This window comes from Pseudomonas sp. TWI628 (assembly GCF_039673865.1).
Classification (GTDB): Bacteria; Pseudomonadota; Gammaproteobacteria; order Pseudomonadales; family Pseudomonadaceae; genus Aquipseudomonas.
This window is the reverse complement of the sequence record NZ_JBDJMM010000032.1, coordinates 52,619-78,409: the sequence shown is the minus strand read 5'-3', so window position 1 is coordinate 78,409 and position 25,791 is coordinate 52,619. Positions and strand designations below refer to the sequence as shown.

General features: G+C 62.9%; 18 protein-coding genes and 1 tRNA gene. 6 read left to right on the top strand and 13 right to left on the bottom strand.

Annotated elements, in window-relative coordinates; translation table 11 throughout:
- Positions 1-239: 239 nt before the first annotated feature.
- From ABE528_RS22600 to ABE528_RS22585, 4 genes are all read left to right on the top strand, one after another.
- Positions 240-2,045: a phenylacyl-CoA dehydrogenase gene (locus ABE528_RS22600; RefSeq protein WP_152957970.1), complete on the top strand. Its 1,806-nt coding sequence runs from the start codon at positions 240-242 to the stop codon at positions 2,043-2,045.
- A gap of 539 nt (positions 2,046-2,584) precedes the next feature.
- Positions 2,585-4,723, top strand: a complete 2,139-nt coding sequence (locus ABE528_RS22595) for a cytochrome c peroxidase (RefSeq protein WP_346654107.1) — start codon at positions 2,585-2,587, stop codon at positions 4,721-4,723.
- 205 nt (positions 4,724-4,928) lie between these two features.
- Positions 4,929-6,212: a GGDEF domain-containing protein gene (locus ABE528_RS22590; RefSeq protein ID WP_152957972.1), complete on the top strand. Its 1,284-nt coding sequence runs from the start codon at positions 4,929-4,931 to the stop codon at positions 6,210-6,212.
- A gap of 145 nt (positions 6,213-6,357) precedes the next feature.
- Positions 6,358-8,136 carry an acyl-CoA dehydrogenase C-terminal domain-containing protein gene (locus ABE528_RS22585; protein WP_346654106.1) on the top strand — a complete coding sequence of 593 codons (1,779 nt, stop codon included), beginning with the start codon at positions 6,358-6,360 and terminating at the stop codon, positions 8,134-8,136.
- Positions 8,137-8,382: 246 nt separating this feature from the next.
- On the opposite strand, the gene ABE528_RS22580 is transcribed toward ABE528_RS22585, so the two are convergent.
- Entirely contained in the window at positions 8,383-9,306 is a 924-nt protein-coding gene (locus ABE528_RS22580; RefSeq protein ID WP_346654105.1) for a LysR family transcriptional regulator, read from the bottom strand.
- Positions 9,307-9,518: 212 nt separating this feature from the next.
- Here ABE528_RS22580 and ABE528_RS22575 point away from each other — a divergent pair, with 212 nt between their 5' ends.
- Together ABE528_RS22575 and ABE528_RS22570 are read left to right on the top strand one after the other, a co-directional pair.
- The gene (locus ABE528_RS22575) at positions 9,519-10,799 is read left to right on the top strand and encodes an aminotransferase class III-fold pyridoxal phosphate-dependent enzyme (RefSeq protein WP_152957975.1); all 1,281 of its coding nucleotides are present in this window, start codon (positions 9,519-9,521) and stop codon (positions 10,797-10,799) included.
- A 140-nt stretch (positions 10,800-10,939) separates the two neighbouring features.
- On the top strand, positions 10,940-11,098 hold the full coding sequence (locus tag ABE528_RS22570; protein WP_009681539.1) for a YqaE/Pmp3 family membrane protein: 159 nt from the start codon (positions 10,940-10,942) through the stop codon (positions 11,096-11,098).
- A gap of 33 nt (positions 11,099-11,131) precedes the next feature.
- Here the strand turns inward: ABE528_RS22570 and ABE528_RS22565 are convergent, their stop codons facing one another.
- The 12 genes from ABE528_RS22565 to ABE528_RS22510 form a co-directional block, all read right to left on the bottom strand.
- Positions 11,132-12,955: a S9 family peptidase gene (locus tag ABE528_RS22565; protein ID WP_346654104.1), complete on the bottom strand. Its 1,824-nt coding sequence runs from the start codon at positions 12,953-12,955 to the stop codon at positions 11,132-11,134.
- The gene (gene pqqE / locus ABE528_RS22560) at positions 12,921-14,069 is read right to left on the bottom strand and encodes a pyrroloquinoline quinone biosynthesis protein PqqE (RefSeq protein WP_346654103.1); all 1,149 of its coding nucleotides are present in this window, start codon (positions 14,067-14,069) and stop codon (positions 12,921-12,923) included. The genes ABE528_RS22565 and pqqE overlap by 35 nt, the downstream gene beginning before the upstream one ends.
- Positions 14,041-14,316 (bottom strand): pyrroloquinoline quinone biosynthesis peptide chaperone PqqD, encoded by a 276-nt coding sequence (pqqD, locus tag ABE528_RS22555; RefSeq protein ID WP_346654102.1) that lies wholly within the window; start codon positions 14,314-14,316, stop codon positions 14,041-14,043. The genes pqqE and pqqD overlap by 29 nt, the downstream gene beginning before the upstream one ends.
- Complete coding sequence (gene pqqC / locus ABE528_RS22550; protein WP_346654108.1) at positions 14,313-15,050, bottom strand: pyrroloquinoline-quinone synthase PqqC; 738 nt, start codon at positions 15,048-15,050, stop codon at positions 14,313-14,315. The genes pqqD and pqqC overlap by 4 nt, the downstream gene beginning before the upstream one ends.
- 27 nt (positions 15,051-15,077) lie before the next feature.
- The gene (gene pqqB / locus ABE528_RS22545; RefSeq protein ID WP_152957978.1) at positions 15,078-15,989 is read right to left on the bottom strand and encodes a pyrroloquinoline quinone biosynthesis protein PqqB; all 912 of its coding nucleotides are present in this window, start codon (positions 15,987-15,989) and stop codon (positions 15,078-15,080) included.
- A gap of 81 nt (positions 15,990-16,070) precedes the next feature.
- A complete protein-coding gene (gene pqqA / locus ABE528_RS22540) occupies positions 16,071-16,142 on the bottom strand; it encodes a pyrroloquinoline quinone precursor peptide PqqA (protein ID WP_003243383.1) in 72 nt (23 codons plus the stop codon).
- A 169-nt stretch (positions 16,143-16,311) separates the two neighbouring features.
- Complete coding sequence (pqqF, locus tag ABE528_RS22535) at positions 16,312-18,591, bottom strand: pyrroloquinoline quinone biosynthesis protein PqqF (RefSeq protein WP_346654101.1); 2,280 nt, start codon at positions 18,589-18,591, stop codon at positions 16,312-16,314.
- 64 nt (positions 18,592-18,655) lie between these two features.
- Positions 18,656-19,450, bottom strand: a complete 795-nt coding sequence (locus ABE528_RS22530) for a carbon-nitrogen hydrolase family protein (protein ID WP_152957980.1) — start codon at positions 19,448-19,450, stop codon at positions 18,656-18,658.
- Between the two features lie 15 nt (positions 19,451-19,465).
- On the bottom strand, positions 19,466-21,148 hold the full coding sequence (locus tag ABE528_RS22525) for an FAD-dependent oxidoreductase (protein ID WP_346654100.1): 1,683 nt from the start codon (positions 21,146-21,148) through the stop codon (positions 19,466-19,468).
- A 194-nt stretch (positions 21,149-21,342) separates the two neighbouring features.
- Complete coding sequence (locus tag ABE528_RS22520) at positions 21,343-21,804, bottom strand: Lrp/AsnC family transcriptional regulator (protein WP_152957982.1); 462 nt, start codon at positions 21,802-21,804, stop codon at positions 21,343-21,345.
- 118 nt (positions 21,805-21,922) lie between these two features.
- Positions 21,923-21,999: transfer RNA gene (locus ABE528_RS22515), tRNA-Ile, on the bottom strand.
- A gap of 16 nt (positions 22,000-22,015) precedes the next feature.
- Positions 22,016-25,759 (bottom strand): EAL domain-containing protein, encoded by a 3,744-nt coding sequence (locus ABE528_RS22510; protein ID WP_346654099.1) that lies wholly within the window; start codon positions 25,757-25,759, stop codon positions 22,016-22,018.
- Positions 25,760-25,791 lie beyond the last annotated feature (32 nt).

The window sequence follows — 25,791 nt, the reverse complement described above, 5'->3', positions numbered from 1 at the left end:
GACATCTCTGGTGTCTGGGCTGACGCATTCGCAGGTAAACCCGCTCCCACAGTCGTTTCTGCCTGCGATTTAATGCAATGGCACAAACGCCATCTTTCGCGGCGTAAATGGCACCATAGTCCCTCCTTGACATCGGGCGGTCCTAAACGTAAGTTTCAAACAACTGTTTGACCGAAAGCCGACAAGAGCTGGTCGGTATCAGCGGTCCCCTACCGAACTCATCACAGAGGTTCATCGCAATGCCTGATTACAAAGCCCCCTTGCGTGATATTCGTTTCGTCCGCGACGAGCTGCTCGGCTACGAGGCGCACTATCAGAGCCTGCCGGGTTGCCAGGACGCCACACCCGACATGGTCGACGCGATCCTGGAAGAAGGCGCGAAGTTCTGTGAGCAGGTGCTGTCGCCGCTGAACCGCGTCGGTGACCAGGAAGGCTGCACCTGGAGCGAGTCGGGCGTGAAGACCCCGACCGGTTTCAAGGAGGCCTACCAGCAGTTCGTCGAAGGTGGTTGGCCGAGCCTGGCGCATGACGTCGAGCACGGCGGCCAGGGCCTGCCGGAGTCGCTGGGCCTGGCCCTGAGCGAAATGGTCGGTGGTTCGAACTGGTCGTGGGGCATGTACCCAGGCCTGTCCCACGGCGCGATGAACACCATCTCCGCCCACGGCACTGCCGAGCAGCAGCACACCTACCTGACCAAGCTGGTGTCTGGCGAATGGACCGGCACCATGTGCCTGACCGAGCCCCACTGCGGTACCGACCTGGGCATGCTGCGCACCAAGGCCGAGCCCCAGGCCGACGGCAGCTACAAAGTGTCTGGCACCAAGATCTTCATCTCGGCCGGCGAACACGACATGGCCGACAACATCGTCCACATCGTGCTGGCGCGTCTGCCGGATGCCCCAGCGGGCACCAAGGGTATTTCCCTGTTCATCGTGCCGAAGTTCCTGCCCAACGCCGACGGCGGCGTGGGTGAGCGCAACGGCGTGAGCTGTGGCTCGATCGAGCACAAGATGGGCATCCACGGCAACGCCACCTGCGTGATGAACTTCGACGGTGCCACCGGCTACCTGATCGGCCCGGCCAACAAAGGCCTGAACTGCATGTTCACCTTCATGAACACCGCACGCCTGGGTACCGCGCTGCAAGGCCTGGCACACGCTGAAGTGGCGTTCCAGGGCGGCCTGAAATACGCCCGTGAGCGCCTGCAGATGCGTTCCTTGACCGGCCCGAAAGCACCCGACAAGGCCGCTGACCCGATCATCGTCCACCCGGACGTGCGTCGCATGCTGCTGACCATGAAGGCCTTCGCTGAAGGCAACCGTGCGATGGTGTACTTCACCGCCAAGCAGGTGGACATCGTCAAGTACAGCCAGGACGAGGAAGAGCGCAAGAAGGCCGACGCCCTGTTGGCCTTCCTGACCCCGATCGCCAAGGCGTTCATGACCGAGGTCGGCTTCGAGGCCGCCAACCATGGCGTGCAGATCTACGGCGGCCACGGCTTCATCGCCGAGTGGGGCATGGAGCAGAACGTGCGCGACAGCCGCATCTCCATGCTGTACGAAGGCACCACCGGCATCCAGGCCCTCGACCTGCTGGGCCGCAAGGTGCTGATGACCCAGGGCGAAGCGCTCAAGGGCTTCACCAAGATCGTGCACAAGTTCTGCCAGGCGCAGGAAGGCAATGACGCGGTCAAGGAGTTCGTCGAGCCATTGGCTGCGCTGAACAAGGAGTGGGGCGAGCTGACCATGAAAGTGGGCATGGCCGCGATGAAGGACCGCGAGGAAGTCGGCGCCGCCTCGGTGGATTACCTGATGTATTCCGGTTATGCGTGCCTGGCCTACTTCTGGGCTGACATCGCCCGCCTGGCGGCTGAAAAACTGGCAGCCGGCACCAGCGAAGAGGCTTTCTACACTGCCAAGCTGCAAACCGCGCGCTTCTACTTCCAGCGCATCCTGCCGCGTACCCGCACTCACGTGGCCACCATGCTGTCGGGCGCCAACAACCTGATGGACATGAAGGAAGAAGACTTCTCTCTGGGTTACTAAGCCCTGGTGAGGTACCGAAGAAAACGCCGCTCCTAGTGAGCGGCGTTTTTTTTGCTTTGATTTTTAACTTCACCTGTTTTAATTAATCTTTCTGCTTCCGTATCTTCAATTAAGCATAGCTGGCGCAGCGCAACTTTCGGGTGCGCACAGGTGCCATTATTTGTGGGCGTTAGTTTTGTCGAATTTCAGGTTTCGCTAACTATTGCTCTCCCGTTTAGTCTGATATTGCAAATACATTGCCAGGTTTTGCCTGCTCGCAGTTGTCGTGCTGGATGCTTCTAGGCTGGGCCTTTCGTTGGGTTTGTGAACGCTTCGTGTGGGAAGTTTGGGGGATGCTCCCCACTTGTGGGGGCGAAATTACACCGGAACTGAGGCAGTTTGGGTGTCAGCAGTTATTGATATGAGTGCCTAAATAAACCGGTATAAAAAATAATTAGATGTTTCATGCTGAAATACTTTGTTACAGCTATGGTGGCATTAAGCGCACTTGCTTGCGTGAACGATCAGCCTGAAAAACCTGAGCCGTCGGGAAGTCCATCATGGTCGACTATCTGAGTAACTTGCGAATCCCCCGCCTGGCCTGTGCGATAGCGATGACACTCGCCGCCGGCCTTCCTTTGACCAGTGTTCGGGCTGCGGACCCGGCCGGGACCGTACCGGTCGTGCCGGATGTCCCCAGCCTGCACTCACTGCGAGGCATGACGCCGCCGGACCCTTCAGGTACCGAAGGTGGCCGCAAGGTCGACCTGATGTCCGATTACGTGATCAATCGCGGGGCGGTGGTGCTCCTGGGCAAGGCCCTGTTCTGGGACATGGCGATCGGCAGTGACGGCGCCACCGCCTGCGCGTCGTGCCATTACCACGCGGGTGTCGATCACCGGGTCACCAACCAGATCAACCCAGGCCAGGCCAATACCAATGCCAACGTAGCGTCGATCTTCAACAAGCCGTTCACGGCCGCCGACATTCCCGGCGACGTGCCGAGCTACGCCACACGCTCCGGTGGCAAGGGCGGCCCGAACTACACGTTGAAAAAAGGCGACTTCCCGACTCACGTGCTGGCCAACCCTCTGGATCGCAACTCGGCGATCGTCTATTCGAGCGATGACGTCATCGGCTCGCAAGGTGTGTTCGACGCCAACTTCGTCAAACCCCGTCAGTCGCGCTTCGACAAATGTACCCAGCAACCGGATGGTATTTTCCAGGTGGGCGGCATCAACGTGCGCCGCGCCACCGGGCGCAATGCGCCGTCGGTGATCAACGCGGCATTCAACGTGCGCAACTTCTGGGATGGTCGGGCCAACAACATATTCAACGGCCTCTCGCCGTTCGGTAACCGCGACCCGGATGCAGGGATCTTCGTGACCAAGGATGCCAGTGGCGTGGCGGTCAAGGTGCGCCTGGCCCTCAAGGATGCCTCGGCTGCCTCGCAAGCCGTCGGGCCTCCCGGCAGCGCGGTGGAAATGTCCTGTGGCGGGCGCACCTTCGCCGACATTGGCCGGCGCATGCTCGACACCATGATGCTCAAGGGGCAGAAGATTTCGCCTACCGACTCGGTGCTTGGGCCAGTCTCCAGTGCCCGCCGGCCGACCTATCGCGAACTGATCAAGAACGCCTTCCAGCCCCGCCTGTGGAATGCCACCCAACAGGTCTTTCTGGGCAGCGAGCCCTACAGCCAGATGGAGGCAAACTTCCCGTTGTTCTTCGGGCTGGCGATCCAGATGTACGAGTCGACGCTGATCTCCGACCAGGCACCGCTGGATGCCTATCTGCAGGGCGATCACACCGCCATGAGCGCCCAGCAGGTGCAAGGCATGGAGCTGTTCCTGGGCAAGGGCAAATGTGTCAGCTGCCATGGTGGCGCGGAGTTGACCAACGCCGGCAGCAGGCTGCTGTTCCAGCCTCGTGAGCGCATCGAGCGCATGGTCATGGCCGACGGCCTGACCACGCTCTACGACAACGGGTTCTACAACACCGGTGTGCGCCCGACCTCCGAGGACCTGGCGCTGGGGGGCTCGGACGCCTGGGGCAACCCACTGTCCTTCACCCGCGAATACAACACCCAGCTGCAAGGCGGGAATATCCCTGACCCATTGGATGTCGATGTGTGCACCTTCGAAGTGCCGCTGAGCGCAGCGATCCCCTGCGACCCGACACTCAAGCCCAGTGTCGGTTTCCGCGACTCGGTCGATGGCGCCTTCAAGACCCCGACCCTGCGCAACATCGCCTTGACCGGGCCGTACTTCCACAACGGCAGCCGGGCAACGCTGCAGCAGGTGATGGAGTTCTACAACCGCGGCGGTGACCGGCGTGGCGAGGACGCCAGCAACACCAGTGGCTTCGAGCACCCGGCAGTCAACCAGCACAACGGCTCCAACCTCGATCCGGACATGACCCCGCTGAACCTGACGCCGGATGAAGTGGATGCACTGGTCAAGTTCATGGAAGTCGGCCTGACCGATCCACGCGTCGCCTGGGAACGGGCACCGTTCGATCACCCGTCGCTGGTGCTGCCACAGGGTGAGAAGGGCGATGAAAACTCGGTCGGGCAAAAACCGGCCAGCGCACAGATCACCTCTCGGCAAGCGCTGGACGCCGAGTTCCAGCTCAATGCCGTGGGTGCCTCAGGTCGCTCCACTGCGCAGGGGCCACTGCTGCCCTACAACAACGACTTGTAGCGCTCTTGCCCTTTGCGTCACTGGCGTCTGATGGATGCCAGTGACGCTCTTTTTCAGTAGCCCGCAAAGATGCCGTTACAAGAAAAGCTCAAGCCCTCCACTCCCACTGCCGTTAACACACACCGGTGTACTCATCTATTCACGTGTGCTGCCGATGAAGTAGAGGCACAATGCTATTATTGATCTGCCGGGTCGGAGATTACCCTTGTTTCGTCTAAACGCTGTTCGCGCGAGCCATTTCCTGCCTTCGCTTTTTTTGCTGCTGGCCGGGCTTGCGGCGGCTTATGTAAGAGACCTCAGCGTCTTCTTCACATCACTGTTCAACGTCCTCCCCACCCTGGTCCTGCTGCTGGGCGGCGCATACTGCGCCGTGTATCGCCGCCAGCGTGAGCTGTTCCTGATGGTCACGGTGTACATCGCCTATTTCCTGCTCGACACGCAGACCGATTTCTATCGTGACAACGGCCGCGTGCGCGAGGATGCGGCGGTGATCTTCCATCTGGTGTGCCTGCTGCTGCCCGCGTTGTACGGGCTGTTCGGCGCCTGGCAGGAGCGTACCCACCTGGCCCAGGACCTGCTGGCCCGCTTCGCCGTACTGTTCGCTGTCGGCAGCGTGGCCGTGGCCCTGGAGCAGAGCTTCCCGCAGGCGCTGCTGACCTGGTTGGCGGAGATCCGCTGGCCGTCGCTGCATGGCCAGTGGATGAGCCTGATCCAGATGGTCTACCCGGTGTTCTTCGTGGTGTTTGTTCTGCTGGTCGTGCAATACCTGCGTGAGCCCCGGCCTTTGCATGCGGCGCAGCTGATCGGCCTGGTCGGCATCTTCTGGATGCTGCCCAAGACCTTCATCCTGCCCTTCACCCTGAACATCATGTGCAGCCAGGTGATGCTGATGATTGCTGCTGCGGTATCGCACGAGGCCTACCAGATGGCCTTCCGTGACGAACTCACCGGATTGCCGGGGCGCCGTGCGTTGAACGAGCGCATGCAGCGCCTGGGCCGCAACTACGTGATTGCCATGACTGACGTCGATCACTTCAAGAAATTCAACGACACCCATGGCCACGATGTCGGTGACCAGGTGCTGCGGCTGGTCGCCAGCCGGTTGTCCAAGGTTACCGGTGGTGGCCGCGCCTATCGCTACGGTGGTGAGGAGTTCGCCCTGGTGTTCGCCGGCAAGACCGCCGAAGAGTGCGTGCCGCATGTGGAAGCAGTGCGCGAGATGATCGCCAACTACACCATGCACCTGCGTGACCAGAACAGCCGCCCGCAGGACGATTCAGCCGGGCGTCAGCGCCGCAGTGGCGGCGCCAGCGGTACGGTATCGGTGACCATCAGCATCGGCGTGGCCGAGCGCCAGGTCGACCATCGCAACCCGGAAGAAGTGCTCAAGTCCGCCGACCAGGCGCTTTACAGTGCCAAAGGGGCGGGGCGCAACTGTGTCATGGTCTATGGTCAACAATCCCAGCGCGGGGCCGTGCGTATGGCGTGACCAAAGTAGACTGTATGGTCGCGTGATGACCCTATGTCTCGCAAAAGTTGTTCGGTTACACTGGATTCAACCCCGGGTTGTTTTTTTTACGAACCCCGTGCCGCGGTCCGTGTGGCCGCCCCGACCCGACCAGCGAGAGGTTGTCATGGCTGACTATAAAGCGCCCCTGCGCGACATGCGCTTCGTACTGAATGAAGTCTTCAATGTGGCCGAGTTGTGGGCGCAGCTGCCCGAACTGGCCGAGGCGGTCGACGCGGACACCGCCATGGCGGTGCTGGAAGAAGCCGGCAAGGTCACCAGCAAGCGCATCGCCCCGCTCAGCCGCGCCGCCGACGAAGAAGGCTGCCACTGGGACAACGGTGCCGTGCGAACACCCGCCGGCTTCATCGAGGCCTACAACACCTACGCCGAAGGCGGTTGGGTGGGCGTGGGCGGTGACCCGCAATTCGGTGGCATGGGCATGCCCAAGGCGATCTCGGCCCAGGTCGAGGAAATGGTCAACGCCTCAAGCCTGTCCTTCGGCTTGTATCCGATGCTGACCGCTGGCGCCTGCCTGTCGATCAACGCCCATGCCAGTGACGCGTTGAAGGAAAAGTACCTGCCGAACATGTATGCCGGCGTCTGGGCCGGCTCCATGTGCCTGACCGAACCGCACGCCGGTACCGACCTGGGCATCATCCGCACCAAGGCCGAGCCCCAGGCCGATGGCAGCTACAAGGTCAGCGGCACCAAGATTTTCATCACCGGCGGCGAGCATGACCTGACCGAGAACATCATTCACCTGGTGCTGGCCAAGCTGCCGGATGCACCGGCGGGGCCCAAAGGCATCTCGCTGTTCCTGGTGCCGAAGTTCCTGGTCAACGAAGACGGTAGCCTCGGTGCGCGCAACCCGGCCACCTGTGGCTCGATCGAGCACAAGATGGGCATCCAGGCTTCGGCTACCTGCGTGATGAACTTCGACGAGGCAGTCGGCTACATCGTCGGCGAGCCGAACAAGGGCCTGGCGGCCATGTTCACCATGATGAACTACGAACGCCTGGGCGTGGGCATCCAGGGCCTGGCGTCGGCCGAGCGCTCCTACCAGAACGCTGTGGAATACGCCCGTGATCGCCTGCAAAGCCGCGCCCCGACAGGGCCGCAAGCCAAGGACAAGGCCGCCGACCCGATCATCGTCCACCCTGATGTGCGGCGCATGCTGCTGACCATGAAGGCGCTGATCGAGGGTGGTCGTGCCTTCTCCACCTATGTGGCGATGCAGCTCGACAGCGCCAAGTACAGCGAAGACCCGGCCACGCGCAAGCGCAGCGAAGAGCTGGTGGCGCTGCTGACCCCGGTGGCCAAGGCGTTCCTCACCGACCTTGGCCTGGAGTGCACGGTGCACGGCCAGCAGGTATTCGGTGGCCACGGCTACATTCGCGAGTGGGGCCAGGAGCAGCTGGTGCGCGATGTGCGTATTACCCAGATCTACGAAGGCACCAACGGTATCCAGGCGCTGGACCTCATGGGGCGCAAGGTGGTGGCCAGCGGCGGGGCGTACTACAAGCTGTTCTCTGACGAGATTCGCCAGTTCATTGCCAGTGCTGATGGCCAGCTGGACGAGTTCACCAAGCCGCTGGGCGCCTACCTGGATCAGCTCGACGGGCTCACCGAATGGGTGCTGGAGCAGGCGAAGGGCAACCCGAATGAAATCGGTGCCGCGTCGGTCGAGTACCTGCATGCCTTTGGCTACGTCGCCTATGCCTACATGTGGGCATTGATGGCGCGTGCGGCGAAGACGGGCGAGGGCGACGAGGCGTTCTATTCGGCCAAGCTGGGCACGGCACGGTTCTACTTCGCACGGCTGTTGCCGCGGGTGAGCTCGCTGGCGGCTTCGGTGAAGGCGGGCAGCGAGTCGTTGTACCTGCTGGATGCCGAGCAATTCTGATTGTGTGAAATGTTTGCCAATGACTACGTCTTGTAAGCCTTTTCCTACATGACGTGGTGACTTTTCGCCACTGGTGTCAGATTGGATCCACGGTTAATCTTTCTACATGGACGTTGCGCAGGAAGCGCAAAGGACAGAACAGGGACACGAAGGATTTCCTGCCAGGATGGCGGGGCGATAGGGATGTCATAGGGAAACAGTCTAGAGAACCCCGCTTCGGCGGGGTTTTCTTCGTCTGCGTGTTTTTCAGCCAAGCACATCCAGCGGCGTGGAGCCCAACTGCCGGGCGTCAGTCTCTTCTTCCAGCAGCGTGCGCAGCAGCTCCACCGAGGCCTGCTGGCGCTGGGCATCACGGAACACCAGGCCGACCTTGAGCGGCACACGCGGCTCACTCAGTGGTTTCCACAGCAAACCCTGGTCATCTTCGGCGGCATCCTTGGCCCGCCCTGGCAGGATGGTCGCCAACGAGGTGTGTGCCAGGCTGTCGAGAATCCCCGCCATGTTGTTCATTTCGGCTTGCACCTGCGGCCGGCGGCCCTGTGCGGCCAGTTGCTCCTTCCAGATCTGGCGGATCTGGAATTCCTCACCCAGCATCAGCATGGGTAATTCGGCGGCCTGCTTGATGGAGACTTTCTTGAAGTCCTTCAGGGGGTGGGTAGCCGGGATGACAACCTGCAACTCGTCTTCGTACAGCAGCGAGCCATGCAGCCCTGGCTGGCGTGGTGGCAGGTAGCTGATGCCGATGTCCAGGTTGCCATTGAGCAGGCGCCGTTCGATTTCCAGCCCCGACAGTTCATAGATTTGCACCACGAGATGCGGCTGGGCCTTGCGCACACGCTCCAGCAACTGTGGCACCAGGCTTGGCCGCACGGTCTGCAGCACGCCGATGGCCAGGGTGCGCAATGACTGGCCCTTGAAGTTGCGCATGGCCTCATGGGCCCGCTGCAGGCCATCCAGCAGCGGCAGGGCATGGTTGTACAGGGTGTGTGCAGCCAGGGTCGGCAGCAGGCGCTTGTTGCTGCGCTCGAACAGGCTGAGGTCGAGGCTGTGTTCAAGTTGGCGAATCTGCTGTGACAGTGCCGGTTGCGACAGCGACAGGCGTTCGGCGGCGCGGCCAACATGGCCTTCTTCATACACCGCGACGAAATAACGCAGTTGGCGAAAATCCATAAGTAATACTTATCGAAAAAGCTGGGAAAACGAAATGGCCGCGAACGCTGCCGAAGCCTAGTCTATCGCCGTATTCCAACGGGTTACAGCGATCAATCAGCTCATTGTTACCGCGTTTGAAAAACACTTTTGATAGGCAAGGCAAAATCATCCAGCGCCGGCAGCAAGACCGGACCCCTGGCCGCCCTTTACCGTGATTGGTTGGAGCCCCGATGAACCTGTTCAACCTGCGCCGTTCGGCCCCTGCCGCGGTTGCCGAGCCCAAGCGTGCACCGGTGATCGTGGCGGATGCGCCGCAGTTGTCGCGTGAACGTCTGATGCCGAGCGCCGAGCGTGCGGCGCAAGTGTTTGTGCGTGGCCAAGGCTCCTGGTTGTGGGACAACGAAGGGCATGCCTACCTGGATTTCACCCAGGGCGGCGCGGTCAACAGCCTCGGTCACAGCCCGACGGCGCTGGTCAAGGCGCTGGGCAACCAGACCCAGGCGCTGATCAACCCGGGTGCGGGCTATCACAGCCGTGGCCTGCTGGCGCTGGTCAACCGCCTGTGCCAGAGCACTGGCAGCGACCAGGCCTACCTGCTCAACAGCGGTGCCGAGGCCTGTGAAGGGGCGATCAAGCTGGCGCGCAAGTGGGGCCAGCTGAACCGTAATGGCGCGTACCACATCATCACCGCCAGCCAGGCTTGCCATGGCCGTAGCCTGGGCGCGCTGTCGGCCTCCGACCCGCTGCCGTGCAACCGCTGCGAACCGGGCCTGCCGGGGTTCAGCAAGGTGCCGTTCAACGACCTGGCGGCGCTGCATGCCGAGGTCGATTCGCGCACCGTGGCGATCATGCTCGAGCCAATCCAGGGCCAGGCAGGCGTGATTCCGGCTACGCGCGAGTACCTGCAGGGTGTGGAAAAGCTCTGCCGGGAACTGGGCATCCTGCTGATTCTCGACGAAGTGCAGACGGGTATCGGCCGCTGTGGGGCATTACTGGCAGAACAGACCTACGGTGTGCGCGCCGACATCATCACCCTCGGCAAGGGGCTGGGCGGTGGTGTGCCGCTGGCGGCCCTGCTCGCTCGCGGCACAGCCTGCTGTGCCGAACCTGGCGAACTGGAGGGCAGCCATCACGGCAATGCATTGATGAGCGCCGCCGGACTGGCCGTGCTGGAAACCGTGCTGGAGCCTGGTTTCTTCGAGCAGGTGCAAGACAGCGGTCGCCATCTGCGCGATGGCCTGAGCCGCCTGGCTGGCCGCTATGGCCAGGGTGAAGTGCGTGGCCAGGGCCTGCTGTGGGCCTTGCAATTACAGGAAAGCCTGGCCAAGGAACTGGTCGAGGCTGCCTTGCACGAAGGTTTGCTCTTGAACGCGCCGCAGGCCGATGTCGTGCGCTTCTCGCCGGCGCTGACCGTGAGCAAGGGCAACATCGACGAAATGCTCCTGCGCCTGGCCCGGGCCTTTGCCCGCCTGCATGCGCAACAACAGGCCCGCCGCGAAATGCCGGCCTGATCAAGAATTCAACGAACCGTCTGGCGTTTCTGCGCATCGCCCCGTGCCTGTTTCATTTGGCCCGGGGCGTTTTTTTTTGCCTGTGGAACCTCTGCGATGCGTGGCTAGTCTCTGATGTAACCCCTTCAGGAGAGACCCGCATGGACTTCATTCGCATCATCATCGCCATCATCCTGCCGCCGCTGGGTGTGTTTCTGCAGGTGGGGTTTGGCGGGGCGTTCTGGCTGAACATACTGCTGACCCTGCTGGGTTACATCCCAGGGATCGTGCATGCGGTCTATATCATCGCCAAGCGCTGAGGATGCTGGGGCCGCTTTGCGGCCCCAGGGGCATCAGCCCTCCAACACCCGGCAATAGAACTGCCACTCTTGCTCAAGGGCATGCGCCAGGTGCTCGGCTTTGCGGAATCCGTGCCGTTCGCCGGCATAAAAATGCCCTTCGGCCTCGATGCCATTGGCCTGCAACGCCGCCAGCATCGAACGCGTCTGCTCAGGCACCACCACGGCGTCCAGCTCGCCCTGGAAGAAAATCACCGGCACCTTGATCCGTGAGGCATGCAACACCGGCGTGCGCTGACGGTAGCGCTTGGCATCTCGCTGCGGATCACCGATCAGCCAGTCCAGGTAATCACCTTCGAACTTGTGCGTGGCCCGGCCCAGGGCAATCGGGTCACTGACCCCGTACAGGCTGGCACCGGCGCGGAACACGTTGTGGAAAGCCAGGGCGCACAGGGTGGTGTAGCCACCGGCACTGCCGCCGCGAATGAATGCCTTGCCGGGGTCGATCAGCCCTTGCCCGGCCAGATGCTCGACGGCGGCGCAGGCATCCTGCACATCGCTTTCGCCCCAGCGCAGGTGCAGCGCCTGGCGGTATGCCCGGCCATAGCCGGTGCTGCCCCGGTAGTTCAGGTCAGCCACGGCGAAACCGCGTTGGGTCCAGTACTGGATGCGCGGGTCGAGCACCGGGTAGCAGGCCGAGGTCGGGCCGCCGTGAATAAACACCAGCAAAGGTGCAGGGCCCTTGATGCCGCTTGCTGGATAGAAAAACCCATGGGCAAGCGCACCGCCACTGTCGTAATGAATCGAATGCGGCAGGCTGATCTGCGCTGCAGGCAGCACTTCGGCGCCACCGGCCAGCACGCTGACCTCATGGTTGGCGCGGGCAATGGCGATCACTGCTGGCGGGCTGATCGGTGAAGCCGCGACGGCATAGAGGTGTTCGGCATCCATGACCAGGTTGCGGAACCGGGTGTAGGCGCTGGCGAAGCGCTCCATGCGGCCATTTTCATCTTGCAGGCCCAGTTGCCCGATACCACCTTCGAACCAGGTGGCCAGATAGCGTTGCGCATTTATTGGCAGCCAGGTGCTGGTGCCCAGTTGCCAAGGCGCGGAGGCATGGTCGGCGGGCTCGGCCGGCAACGCCCGCCAGTGGCCGTCGACCTCGCCCCAGGGCTGCCAGAAGCCATTGCGGTCAGATAAACAGTACAAGCGGCCTTCGGCGTCGAAGCGCGGCTGTTGCAGTGATTCGTCTTCGGCGGCGATACAGCGCGCGGCCCCCCAGTCACCGTTGGCGTCGCGTTCGCGGCACATCAGCCGGGTAACGGTCCAAGGCTGCGCCGGGCGGTCCCATTCGACCCATGCCAGGCGTTGGCCATCGGCGCTGACTGTTGGCGAGGCATAGAAGTCGGCACCTTCGGCGAGTACCTCGCGCTGGGTATCCTCCAGCGCCACCAGGCGATGTTCGACGCTTTCGCCATGGCGTTCTTCGACTGCCAGCACCTGGCCGTCGTGCCACTGCACATCGCCATAGCGGCAATCGGCATCGTCGGTCAGGGCGCGTGGGGCACTGCCTTCGAGGCTCTGGGTATAGACCTGCTGATCCTGTTCGTTGACGAACAGCAGCCCGTCACCGCCCAGGCAGAAGCTGCCGCCTCCGTACTCGTAGACCCGGCTGCGCACGCTGAAACCATCGGCTGTGAGGCACCGCGCCTGGTGGTCGCGCCACTGCCAGATACGGCAGGCACCATCGGCCGGGCGAAACTCGTTCCAGAACAGCCCCTCGGCACTGACCTTGAGTTCGGCAAAGTCAGTGCCAGCGGCAACGGCCTGGGCGGCGCTGAAGTCAGCCGCGGACGATGACACGGGAGTTGCGCTCATTGCGGAAGGTCATCTCTTCGATGGCGAGTTGGGCAGTCTCCGCTTCTTCGCGGGCCTTGAGGATGATGCCGTGGTCAGGCGACTTGGCGCACACCGGGTCGGCCTTGCTGGCATCGCCGGTCAGCATGAAGGCCTGGCAACGGCAGCCGCCGAAGTCCTTTTCCTTCTCGTCGCACGAACGGCACGGCTCGGGCATCCAGTCGTAGCCGCGGAAGCGGTTGAAGCCGAACGAGTCGTACCAGATGTGGTGCAGGTCATGGTCGCGCACGTTGGGGAACTGCACCGGCAATTGCCGGGCGCCGTGACAGGGCAGGGCAGTACCGTCCGGCGTGATGGTCAGGAACAGGCTGCCCCAACCGTTCATGCAGGCTTTCGGGCGCTCCTCGTAGTAGTCCGGGGTGACGAAGATCAGCTTGCACGGGCTGCCTTCGGCCTTGAGCTTTTCCCGGTACTCGTTGGTGATGCGTTCGGCACGTTCGAGCTGCGCGCGGGTCGGCAGCAGGCCCAGGCGGTTGAGGTGCGCCCAGCCGTAGAACTGGCAGGTGGCAAGCTCGACGAAGTCGGCTTCAAGGGCGATGCACAGCTCGATGATGCGGTCGATCTTGTCGATGTTGTGCCGGTGGGTGACGAAGTTGAGCACCATCGGATAGCCGTGGGCCTTCACCGCACGGGCCATCTCCAGCTTCTGCGCGAAAGCCTTCTTCGAGCCGGCCAGCAGGTTGTTGACCTGCTCGTCACTGGCCTGGAAGCTGATCTGGATATGGTCCAGCCCGGCCTCCTTGAAGGCGGCGATGCGCGCTTCGGTCAGGCCAATGCCGGAGGTGATCAGGTTGGTGTAGTAGCCCAGTCGGCGGGCCTCGCCGATCAGCTCGGCGAGGTCCTGGCGTACCAGCGGCTCACCACCGGAGAAGCCGATCTGCGCGGCGCCCATCTCGCGGGCTTCGGCCATCACCTTGAACCACTGTGCAGTGCTCAGCTCCTGGCCCTGGGCGGCGAAGTCCAGCGGGTTGGAGCAATACGGGCACTGCAGCGGGCAGCGGTAGGTCAGCTCGGCCAGCAGCCACAGCGGCAGGCCGACCGGTACCTCAGGCGAGGACGATCCAGTGTTCGGCACGGGCCACCTCCATGAATTGCTCGATGTCGTCGGCGACTTCGGGCACACCAGGGAATTGTTGTTCGAGGTCTTTGATGATCGCCGCCACGTCACGCTTGCCGTCGATCAACACGCCGATCAGGCCGGCGCTGTCATTGAGCTTGATCATGCCCTCGGGGTAGAGCAGCACATGGCCCTTCTGCGCCGGCTCGTACTGGAAGCGGTAGCCGGGGCGCCAGTTTGGCACTTGCTTGCGGTCAAAATTCATAGGGCGATCCCCTTGTGCCAAACCCGTTGCCGGGTGACGGTGTGGTAAGGCGGGCGGTTCAGCTCGTAGGCCATGCTCATGGCGTCGAGCATGCTCCAGAGGATATCCAGCTTGAACTGCAGGATTTCCAGCATACGCTCCTGGCCCGCGCGGGTGGTGTAGTGCTGCAAGGTGATCGCCAGGCCGTGCTCGACGTCACGCCGGGCCTGGCCCAGGCGGGTGCGGAAGTACTCGTAGCCGGACGGGTCGATCCACGGGTAGTGTTGCGGCCAACTGTCCAGGCGCGACTGGTGGATCTGCGGGGCGAACAGCTCGGTCAGCGAGCTGCTGGCCGCTTCCTGCCAGCTGGCGCGGCGAGCGAAGTTGACGTAGGCATCGACGGCAAAGCGCACGCCGGGCAGTACCAGCTCCTGGGAGCGCAGCTGGTCGGGGTCGAGGCCGACCGCCTGGCCCAGGCGCAGCCAGGCTTCGATACCGCCGTCCTCGCCAGGCGCGCCGTCATGGTCGAGCAGGCGCTGGATCCACTCGCGGCGCACCTCGCGGTCCGGGCAGTTGGCCAGGATCGCGGCATCCTTCATCGGGATGTTGACCTGGTAGTAGAAGCGGTTGGCCACCCAGCCCTGAATCTGTTCGCGGGTGGCGCGGCCTTGGTACATCGCCACATGGTACGGGTGGTGGATGTGGTAGTAGGCGCCCTTGGCGCGCAGGGCCTGCTCGAACTCGGCAGGTGACATTGGCAGTGCGTCGCTCACGGGGCCTCCTTACAACTCGATGCTCATGCCGTCGAAGGCGACTTCGACGCCGCGGCGCTGGACTTCGGCGCGCTCGGGGGAGTCTTCGTCGAGGATCGGGTTGGTGTTGTTGATGTGGATAAGCACCTTGCGCTGGCGCGGGAAACCGTCGAGCACTTCGAGCATGCCGCCCGGGCCATTCTGCGCCAGGTGGCCCATCTCGCGGCCGGTGCGGGTGCCGACACCGCGGCGCTGCATTTCATCGTCCTCCCACAGCGTGCCGTCGACCAGCAGGCAGTCGGCGTCGTGCATCATCTGCAGCAGCTTGGCATCGACCTGGCCAAGGCCGGGGGCGTAGAACAGCTTGCCGCCGCTGCGCGTGTCCTCGACCAACAGGCCGAGGTTGTCGCCCGGGTGTGGGTCGAAGCGGTGCGGCGAGTAGGGCGGCGCGGCGCTGCGCAGGGGGAAGGGGGTGAACCTGAGGTTGGGGCAGGCGTCGATGACGAAGCTGCCTTCGAGCTCGATGCGGTTCCACTGCAGGCCACCGTTCCAGTGGCTGAGCATGTTGAACAGCGGGAAGCCGGTGGTCAGGTCCTGGTGGACCATGTCGGTGCACCAGACCTGGTGCGGGCAGCCTTCACGCAGGCTGAGCAGGCCGGTGGTGTGGTCGATCTGGCTGTCGAGCAGGACGATGGCGTTGATCCCGGTATCGCGCAGGGCACGCGCCGGTTGCATCGGCGCGAAGGCCTGGAGCTGGGCGCGGATGTCGGGCGAGGCATTGCACAGGATCCAGTGCTCACCGTCGTCGGACAGGGCGATGGACGACTGGGTGCGTGCCGTGGCGCGCAGGCTGCCGTCGCGATAGCCCTTGCAGTTGACGCAGTTGCAGTTCCACTGCGGGAAACCACCACCGGCGGCGGAACCGAGAATCTGGATGTACATGGCCACTCCTTTCTGCGAAAAGCCGTATCCGAAAAACGACGACGCCCCGGCGGGCCGAGGCGTCGAACCGCAAAGCAGGGCTTAGCGGTTGGCGAAGTACATAGTCACTTCGAAGCCGATACGCAGGTCAGTGTATGCAGGTTTGGTCCACATGGGCGTTCTCCTTCCGGATGGGGTTGGGGTGCTTCAGCTACTCATTGGGTGCCACCTGGAGCAGGAGGTTCCGTTGGCTGAGATAGCGTTATCTTACAAGAAAAATTTGTACTGAAAGGTTAATTCTTTGATAAGCGCCCTTGCAGTAAACGTAACAATCCCCGCGAAATCAGTGCCAGGAGGCATCTGGCGTGGCGCAGTTGGCCAGGCAAAGCCAGGCGCAATCGGTACCGAGCAGGTCGCCTAGCAGGCCGTCCAGATCTGCTTGTTGCGTCATCAGGATAGACCGCTGCAACGCATGTAGGTCGCCCGGCTGTGTGGCCAGGTGTGTCTGCCATGCCCATTCGGCGACCTCGGCGTTGGCCATGGCCGGTTCGTCGAACTGATCGGCCAGCGCCTGGCGAGCATGGGCGTCGAGTGTGACGCCCTGGCCTAGAAGTTCGCGCAGGTGAGCGAGGATTTCGGCCTGGCTGGCATGCGGCGACTGCACGCCGAACAGCAGGCCACCGATGCCTTCGACCTGACGGAAGGTACTGAAAACCGCGTAGCCCAATTGCAGTTCGACCCGCAGGCGTTGATACACCGGACCTTGCAGCAGCTGCGCCAGCAGGCGACCACTGGCTTGCCGCGCGGCAGGCAGCGGGCAGAACAGCAGCAGGGCATTTTCACTGCCCGGCACCTCGGCATGGTGCCAGCGATGGCCAGCCCAGAGGGCAGCAGGCGGGGGCACCGCGCCTTGCCCTGGGCAGCCCTGCAGCACTGCGCCCAGTGCCTGCACGGCGCTGCTATCGAAACCCACGGCCAGCCCTTGCCAGTGGCTGTGCTGCCAGGCGCCGTCGAGCAGCGCCTGGTCGAGGGTGCAGGACGGCGTTGCCGCAGCGCGAGTGCCGAGCACGGCGTCGGGTAGCTGATGGAGCAATGCCCGGATCGGTATCAGGGCGAGCGCCTCAGGTGGCGATGGCTGCCAGTTGGAGGGCGCCTGCATCAGCGCCAGGGCCTGGCCTGCGGCGCGCACCACTGCTGCCGGATGGCCAGTGCAGCGTAGCTGCCAGTACTCGCCATACGCGTTGAATTGCAGTTGCACGCCGGCCTGCTCGCAACGTACCTGCAGGGGGTGCAAGGCGTGTTCAAGTACGCCATGAAGACGCTGGCGCAGTGCCGATGGCACGTGCCAGCGCAAATATAGTGCAGCGTATTGCCTGGCAGGTGGAAGCAGGTCGCTGATACCCAGCGCAGGTGGCAGCTCTGCAGTTCGAGCGGTGGGCAGTTCAGCGAACAACAAGGGCTCGGCCGCCGGCAGTTGCCATTGCCCGTATGGGTGACGTGGCAGCTGTTCTAGCAGCGCTTCGAACGCAATCAGCGCTTGTGTATCCAATGTTGCAAACGGCTGCCCGGCGCTGTCGCGGCGGGCCAGCTCCAGTGCGCTGGCGCTGCGTTGACGGCGTTGTTGCAAGCAGCCAAACGTACTGTTGAGTTGGGTTGGGGCTGCCTGGCGGATGAAGTCGAACCAGCCGTGCAACAGCTTCAACGCTTCATCGGTGTCGGCATCTGCAGCGAGCTTCAGGTCGATGTGCCAGAGCAGTTGCCCGGCGAAGGCATACAACGTCTCGACCTTGAACCCTTTGAGCCAGCCACGTCGCTCCAGTGCATCCAGCCAACTGCCGGGGCGATTGTCGCCCAGGTTGGCGATCAGCAGCTCCAACGCCTGTTCTGCACCTGCCGGCAGGCCGTCGTGGGCGAACAGCAGTGGCTTGTTGGTGGCCAGGGCGGGGGGCAAGGCTTGTAGCACAGGGGCGCCGGTCTCGAAGAGGCCGGCGTATTGCCTGCCAAGTTGTTCCAGTTCATCCAAGGGTTGCGGGCCGCAGAGACTCAGGGTGATCTGGCCGCCCTGGTAGAAGCGCTGGTGGAAGCCGCTGAGGGCATGCTGGAAGGCAAGATTGCGCAGGCCGAGGGAATAGCGGTTGCCTGCATGAAAGCCGATCAGCGGATGATTGCCAGCCACCGATTGCAGCAAGGCAAATTGCTGCTGCGCCTGCGGGTTGCGCGACCAGGCGATGAATTCGGCGTGGATGACTTCCCGCTCGCGGCGTTGGCGCTCGATGCCCAGGTCCGGTTCGGCAAGCATCTGGCACAGGCGCTGCAGGCCACCTGCCAGAGCGGCGGGCGGTACTTCGAAGAAGAAGTCGGTGGTGCGCTCGCGGGTGCTGGCGTTGACTTGGCCGCCGAGGGCCTGGACGTAGCGCATAAGGCCGTCTTCCAGCGGGAACCGCGCGGTGCCGAGGAAGAACAGGTGCTCAAGGAAGTGGGCCAGGCCAGGCCATGCAGTTGGGGCGTCATGGCTCCCCGCATGCACCCTCAAGGCGGCCGCCGAGCGCTTCAGGCGCGGGGCGTGGCGCAGGGTCAGCTGCAGGCCATTGGCGAGGGTAAGGGGGCGGGTGGTGTCAGGCATGGGAACTCCGGGGCAGGTGTTCATGCTAACCCATTTGTAAGAATGGGCCGCAAAGCGGCCCCTGTCAGCCCTGACGCCGATGCAGTTCCTGGCGCAGATCGGTCAGGTATGGAAACGCCTCACGCCCCCGCACCACCCGCTCACGCTCCAGCTCAGCCAGCAACTGGCACTCATCGCGCCCGGCCATGGCCAGCAGGCTGCCGTCAGGCCCGATGATGCTGCTCTGCCCGCAGTAGTGGATCTCGCCTTCGGCCCCGCAGTAGTTGGCATACACCAGGTAGCACTGGTTCTCCTGCGCCCGCGAGCGCACGGTCACCTGGCAGACGAAATCGTACGGCGTCATGTTCGCCGTCGGCACCAGGATCAGCTCGGCACCTGCCAGCGCCAGGCGCCGGGCGTTTTCCGGGAACTCGATGTCGTAGCAGATCAGCATGCCGACCTTCCAGCCTTCCAGCTCGACCACCGGGAAATGGTCGGCGCCAGGGCTGAACATTGCCCGGTCCAGCTCGCCGAACAGGTGGGTCTTGCGGTAATTGCACAGGCTGCGGCCATGGGCATCGATCAACTGCACGCTGTTGTAGATCGCCCCGTCATCGGCGCGCTCCGGGTAGCCGTAGACGATGGCGATGCGGTGCGCCTGGGCGATCTCCACCACCTCCATGGCCGACGGGCCATCTTCGGCTTCGGCCAGCCGTTCGACCTGCGCCAGGCCGATGTTGTAGCCGCTCAGGAACATCTCTGGGCACACCAGCAATTGCGCGCCACGCTCGGCCGCCAACTGCGCCTGATGGCGCAGCCGTTGCAGGTTGCCGGGCACGTCCAGCGGGTTGGGTGCGCCCTGGAACAGAGCGATGCGCATGCTGCCTCCTTGGTTTCAGTCAGCCAGAGCGATGGGCCCGATTTCGTCGAATACATCGCCCGGGCCTGGGTTGTCCGGGTGGGTGTGGCCACCGAAGTGGTTCATGATACCCCACACCGCATTCAGCGACGTCTGCACCGCACCTTCGACCCAGGCCGGGGTCCACGAGACGTCGTCACCGGCGATGAACATGCCACGTTGCTCGGCAGGCATGTCCTGCTGCATGAAGTGCGCGTACATGCGCTGGTTGTAGCGGTAGTGGCCGGGCAGCGCGCCCTTGAACGCACCGAGGAAGTGCGGGTCGGCTTCCCAGGAAATGGTGATCGGGTCGCCGATGATGTGCCCGGCAATGTCGGTCTTGGGGTAGATCTTCTTCAGCGCATCCAAAGCCAGTTGCACGCGCTTTTCCACCGGATGCGGCAGCATCTTCAAGGCGTCGCTCATCCAGGCGTAGGACAGGCAGATGACGCCCGGCTTGTCGTCACCGTTGTCGAACAGGTAGGTACCGCGGGTGAGGCGATCGGTGAGGGTCATGCTCATCAGGTCGCGGCCGGTTTGCGGGTCCTTGTCCTTCCAGAACGGTCGGTCGACCATGACGAAGGTCTTCGACGACTGCATGTAGCGGGTGCGGTCCAGGGCCATCCACATCTTCTGCGAGAACAGCGACTCTTCGCAGTCGATCTGGGTGGTCAGCAGCCAGCTTTGGCAGGTGGCGAGCACCGCGCCATAGTGGCGGGTGTCACCCCAGTTGTCGGTGACCGCCAGGCGCCCATCGGCAGCGCGGGCGATGCGCTTGACCCCAGTGCGCGGTGCGCCGCCATGCAGCGAACTGAGGCTGGTGCCTTCTGGCCAATGGGCGCAGCGTTCCGGCACATGGCGCCAGATGCCCTGTGGTACCTGTTCCACCCCGCCGACGATCAGGTGCTGATGGTCGTCGCAGTTGGTCATCACCACGCGGAAGATTTCCAGCATCGAGTTGGGGAAGTCCGAGTCCCAACCGCCGGTGCCGAAACCGACCTGGCCGAATACTTCGCGGTGCTGGAAGCTCAGTTGGGCGAACGAGCGCGAGGTGGCGACGAAGTCGTAGAAGGTGCGGTCGTCCCACAGCGGCACCAGCTTGTTCCAAAGCGCTTTCAACCGGGGTACATCACGGTCACGGATCGCTTGCTGGATATCGGCAAACTGCGCACCGCTTTCCAGCGCATCTGCCCAGGCGTCGGCCACTTCGTGGAACAGTTTCGGCAGGTCACTGGCCTTTTCGGCGTAGTAGGTCTGGCCTTCGAGGTCGATCACCGTGCTGCCCGAGGCAGAAGTCAGCGGGTTGGGGAAGGGCTTGGTTTCCAGGCCCAGCTTGTCGACGTAGTGGTAAAAGGCGGTGGAGGACACCGGGAAGCGCATGCCGCCGAGCTCGGCGATGATGCCGTCGGTGCCGTTGAAGGCCTGCGAACGCAGCCGCCCACCCAGTTTCGACGCCTCGTACACCACAGGCTTGAGGCCCAGCTTCATCAATTCGTAGGCTGCGACCAGGCCGGCGATGCCTGCGCCAACGATGGCGACTTCTTCACCATGACGTTCGGCCGGGATGCTGCCCAGGCCTGCCGGGTGTTCCAGCCAGTCGTCGAAGGCGAAGGGGAAATCCGGGCCGAAGATGGTGATGGGCTGCTTGCCGTCGGCGGGGTGGCGGTTTTTCTTGTTCATGAAGTGACCTTGCCAGAGCGGCTGCGCGGGGGCGGAGCCTGAGTATAGGAGATGGCTGGCGGTCATTTTATGAAGCGGGGTGTTCGTAATTAAGATGCAAAGTAGTGTCGCAATGAGCCTTGGTTCGTCATTTTGACTAACAATGTTTAGATTTTGACGATCACTGGGTGGCGCCTCTCGTCATGGGGGCGGGTTCAGGCCGGCTGCCCGCGATCGACCTTGCTGCTGAGGATGATTGAAGTAGTGGTCTTCTCCACCCCCTCGACACTGCCAATCTGATCCAGCAATTGGTCCAGTTGTTCTGGCGAATCGCTGCGCAGCCAGGCTACATAGTCGAACTCGCCACTCACTGCACACAACTGTTGCACCTGCCCCATGGCACTGAGGCGCCTTACCACCTCCTTGCCGGAGCGGGGCTGCACCTTGATCCCGACATAAGCCTGCAGCCCACCGCCGATCAGGCGCTGGCCCAGGCGCACACCGTAGCCGGTGATGACCTTGTTCTTTTCCAGCCGCTCCAGTCGCGAGTTGACCGTGGTGCGGGCGATGCCCAGCTGGCGGGCGAGGGTGGCGACGCTTTCGCGGGCGTTGATCTGCAGCAGGGCGATCAGCTGGCGGTCGATTTCGTCGAGGGTGATGGGGCGGGAGTCCGACATGGTGAGTCTCTACGGAGGGTCCGCTAGCCTAGCCAGCCGCAGGTGAGCAGGGCAAGCCCCTGAATGGTCACCAATCGGGCACAAAAAAGCCGCGCATCAGCGCGGCTTTCGTTGTATCTGGTGGGCCCACACGGACTCGAACCGTGGACCAAAGGATTATGAGTCCTCTGCTCTAACCAACTGAGCTATAGGCCCTCAGTAAGTGCCCGGATTATAACGAGGGTTTTGAAAGCGTGCCATCCGAAAGATCAGACAGTGCTATACGAAGAAACGTCGCTGCGAACTCATCGGGTGGCAGGGGCAAGCTGACGATGTAGCCCTGGATCTGCTCGCAGCCCTCGGCGGCGAGGAAGCGTTGCTGCGCCTGGTTCTCCACACCTTCGGCAATGATCGTCAACTGCATGCTGCGCCCCAGCGCGATGATGGCGCGGGCGATGGCGGCGTCGTGAGGATCATCCGGCAAGCCACGGATGAATGACTTGTCGATCTTGAGGATATCCAGCGGCAGGCGCTTGAGGTAGCTCAGTGATGAGTATCCGGTGCCGAAATCGTCGATCGCCAGCTGCACGCCCAGTTGCTTGAGCTGGTGCAACACGGCCAGGGCTTCTTCGGCCTGGCTCATGATGAAGTTCTCGGTGATTTCCAGCTGCAGGTCGCCCGCTTTCAGCTGGTAGACCTTCAACAGGTGCTCGATGCGCTTGGCGAGGTTGGGGTGGCGCAGCTGTGCGCCAGCCAGGTTGATCGACAGCGGTCCAAAGGGCTCGAAATCCTTTTTCCAACGGTGCATCTGCTGGCAGGCCTGCTCCAGCACCCAATCGCCGAGCTGGAGAATGCTGCCGTTCTCTTCGGCCAGGTGAATGAAATGCTCGGGCGGTACTTCGCCGAACGTCGGGTGACTCCAGCGAATCAGCGCTTCGGCCCCGATCAGGGTCTGGGTCTTGATGCTCAGCTTCGGCTGGAAGCTCAGGCTCATCTCGTTGCGCTCGATCGCGCGGCGCAGTTCGTGCTCCATGGCGATGCGTTCGCTGGCCTGCACGGTCAGGTCTCGGGTGTAGGCTTCGACGCGGTTGCGGCCTTTGGCCTTGGAGCGGTACATGGCAGCGTCGGCGTTGCGGATCAGCGTGGCAACGTCGGTGCCATCCTGCGGGTAGAGGCTGATGCCGATGCTGGCGCTGGTGAAGAACTCGTGCTCGCCGGCCTGAAACGGGGCGACAAAGCAGGCCAGCAATTTGTTGGCGATGGCATGGGCATCGCTGGGCTTGTGCAGGCCGGGCAGCAGGATGATGAATTCGTCGCCACCCAGGCGGGCCACGGTATCGACGTCGCGCACCTGCTCCTTGAGGCGCTGGGCGATGCCTTTGAGCAACAGGTCGCCGACCGGGTGGCCGAGGCTGTCGTTGATGTGTTTGAAGCGGTCCAGGTCGAGGAACAGCACGGCGCCTTGGCGGTTGGACACCTGCGCACTGGTCAGCACAGCCTGCAGCCGGTTTTCGAAAAGGGCGCGGTTGGGCAAGCCGGTCAGCGGGTCGTGGTGGGCCTGGTAGTCGAGTTTGGCCTGTGCATGCTTGAGGCTGGAAATGTCGGCGAACACGGCGACGAAGTGGGTGATGTTGCGTTCGTTGTTGCGTACGGCGCTGATGGTCAGCCAACCGGGGTACAGTTCGCCATTCTTGCGCTTGTTGTAGATCTCTCCCTGCCAGTGCCCTTCAGCAGTGAGCTGGTGCCACATGGCGGCGTAGAAGGCGCTGTCATGCTGACCGGAGGCAAGCAGGCGCGGAGTCTGGCCGAGTGCTTCGATCTCGCTGTAGCCGGTAATCTCGCTGAAGGCACGGTTGACTGCACTGATGCGCTGGTCGGTGTCGGTGATCAGTACGCCTTCAGCGGTATTTTCGAACACGGTGGCAGCCAGTTGCAGTTTTTCCTGCATCAGGTGGCGTTCGGTGATGTCGCGGGCGATGGTCAGCATGCAGTCGACACCACCGATCGGCAGTGGCCGAGCCGCCAGCTCGCAGAGGCGAATCTGCCCGTCGCTGCGGCGCAGGTGGCAGCTGAAGTCCCGCACGAAGCCATCGCGGCCAAGCTGGTCGATCAGGCGCTTGCGTTCGTTCAGGTCGACCCAGATCCCCAGGTCGAACGAGGTCTGATCGATAGGCTGGTTGAATTCGTAACCGGTCAGGCGGCAGAAGCCCTCGTTGACCTCCAATAGCAGGCCATCGCTCTGGCGTGACAGCAACAGGCCGTCAGGTGAGGCGTGGAAGGCCTTGGCGAACTTTTCCTCGGAGGTCTGCAGCTGTTGCTGGGTTTCCTTGAGCTGGCTGATGTCGCGAACAGCCACGACCAGCGCCAGGGTACCGTCGAGTTCGAAAGTTTCGGCCGAGGTCAGGCCGGTGAACAACTGGCCGTTGCTGCGGCGGAAGGTCATTTCGAGGTTGCGCAGGCCGCCTTGCTGCAGGCGTTCGAGAAGCCTGGGGCCCATGCCTTCGACGCCCCACAGATTGAGCTCGGTGGCGGTGCGGCCGATGACTTCGCCCGGTGTCAGGCCAATCTGTTCTTCGAAGGCGTCATTGACCTCGAGCAGCACGCCATCGCTGTGCCGTGCGATCAGCAGAATGTCCGGGCACTGCTCGAACACCGAGGCGAACTTCTGCTCCGACAGCCGCAGGGCGTCTTCGGTGCGCTTGGTCTCGCTGATGTCGATCATCAGGCCGCGCATTACCGGCCGGTGGCCGTGTTCGATCATGCTGACGATATTGCGTATCCAAAGCGGCTGGCCGTCGGCACGCACCAGGCGGTAATCGAGGCTGTGATCACGACCTGCGGCGGTTTCACTTTCGCAGAAGGCCTGGGCCCAGAGCGCATCGTCGGGGTGCAGGATGCTGCGCCAGAAACCAGGTTTGAGCCAGTCGTGCAGGGGGTAGCCCAGCAGGTCTTCGGCATGCGGCGAGACATAGCTATAGGTGAAGTCGTTGGCGTCGGCCTCCCAGGCGATTGCCGAGAGGCTCTCGATCAGGCCGCGGTAATGGTATTCGCTGCTACGCAGTTCCTGCTCCAGGGCGATGCGTCGGGAGATTTCCGAACTGAGCCGGCGATTGATGCGGATGACCACGGCGAGAATGGCGATCAGCAGCAGGACGGCAGGCAGGCCATAGAACAGCGTGTCACGCCAGAAGCTACGCTGGTCGACCACGTTGCCGACCCAGCGCTGCTGGATATGGCTGAGCTCATCGCTGGACATGTCGGCCATCACCTTGTCGAGGATGCCGACCAGTACCTGCTGGTCACGGGGCGCGGCCATTGCCAACTGATAGCGATAGGGCGTTTCGCCGCTCACATACAGCCCTTCGAGCTTGAGCTGGCGCAGGCTCCAGATGCTCGAGGCGAGGTCGCCGACCACGGCGTCCACCGCGTCGGTGGCGAGTGCCTGCAGGGTCGAGCTGACATTCGGCATCGCCACCAGGTTGAGGTCCGGGTGGTGGGTGCGCAGCAGTTCATGGGGCGCGTAGTTTTCCACTACGGCGATCTTCAGCCCGTACAAGTCTTTGAGCGTACGCGGTTGTGGGCCGCCTTCATGGGCCAGGATGACGATAGGGAAATCGAGATAGGGGCGGGTGAACGCCAGGTAGCCCTGGCGTTCCGGCGTTGACATGATGCCAGGCAGCAGGTCGATACGGCCTTCGCGCGCCTGCTGCAACACTTCGGTCCAGCTGCTGGGCTCGACCGGTTTCAGGGTTACTCCCAGGCGATCCTGGAGTAAGGCGATGTAATCGGCGGCCAATCCCTGGTACCGGCCCTCCTGGTCACGAAACTCGAACGGTGGCCAGGAAGCGTCGACGCCCAGTCTCAACTGCGGATGGGCAGCGAGCCAGGTTTTTTCCTCGTCTGTCAGGGTCAGGGCGCCGGCCGTTGTGTTCCACAGCATCAGGAGCAGCAACAGAATGGCCGGCATCGGCGGCATAGCAGCCTCGCATTCAGTTGGTCTGAAGTCGA

What these genes read in the sequence shown, in the direction of transcription:
- ABE528_RS22595 (WP_346654107.1), top strand. Translation starts at nt 2,585, where the DNA reads ATGGTCGACTATCTGAGTAACTTGCGAATCCCCCGCCTGGCCTGTGCG.
- ABE528_RS22570 (WP_009681539.1), top strand. Translation starts at nt 10,940, where the DNA reads ATGGACTTCATTCGCATCATCATCGCCATCATCCTGCCGCCGCTGGGT.
- ABE528_RS22530 (WP_152957980.1), bottom strand. Translation starts at nt 19,450, where the DNA reads ATGCGCATCGCTCTGTTCCAGGGCGCACCCAACCCGCTGGACGTGCCC.
- ABE528_RS22565 (WP_346654104.1), bottom strand. Translation starts at nt 12,955, where the DNA reads ATGAGCGCAACTCCCGTGTCATCGTCCGCGGCTGACTTCAGCGCCGCC.
- ABE528_RS22525 (WP_346654100.1), bottom strand. Translation starts at nt 21,148, where the DNA reads ATGAACAAGAAAAACCGCCACCCCGCCGACGGCAAGCAGCCCATCACC.
- pqqB (WP_152957978.1), bottom strand. Translation starts at nt 15,989, where the DNA reads ATGTACATCCAGATTCTCGGTTCCGCCGCCGGTGGTGGTTTCCCGCAG.
- ABE528_RS22580 (WP_346654105.1), bottom strand. Translation starts at nt 9,306, where the DNA reads ATGGATTTTCGCCAACTGCGTTATTTCGTCGCGGTGTATGAAGAAGGC.
- ABE528_RS22600 (WP_152957970.1), top strand. Translation starts at nt 240, where the DNA reads ATGCCTGATTACAAAGCCCCCTTGCGTGATATTCGTTTCGTCCGCGAC.
- pqqC (WP_346654108.1), bottom strand. Translation starts at nt 15,050, where the DNA reads ATGTCACCTGCCGAGTTCGAGCAGGCCCTGCGCGCCAAGGGCGCCTAC.
- pqqD (WP_346654102.1), bottom strand. Translation starts at nt 14,316, where the DNA reads ATGAATTTTGACCGCAAGCAAGTGCCAAACTGGCGCCCCGGCTACCGC.
- ABE528_RS22510 (WP_346654099.1), bottom strand. Translation starts at nt 25,759, where the DNA reads ATGCCGCCGATGCCGGCCATTCTGTTGCTGCTCCTGATGCTGTGGAAC.
- ABE528_RS22575 (WP_152957975.1), top strand. Translation starts at nt 9,519, where the DNA reads ATGAACCTGTTCAACCTGCGCCGTTCGGCCCCTGCCGCGGTTGCCGAG.
- pqqF (WP_346654101.1), bottom strand. Translation starts at nt 18,591, where the DNA reads ATGCCTGACACCACCCGCCCCCTTACCCTCGCCAATGGCCTGCAGCTG.
- ABE528_RS22585 (WP_346654106.1), top strand. Translation starts at nt 6,358, where the DNA reads ATGGCTGACTATAAAGCGCCCCTGCGCGACATGCGCTTCGTACTGAAT.
- ABE528_RS22520 (WP_152957982.1), bottom strand. Translation starts at nt 21,804, where the DNA reads ATGTCGGACTCCCGCCCCATCACCCTCGACGAAATCGACCGCCAGCTG.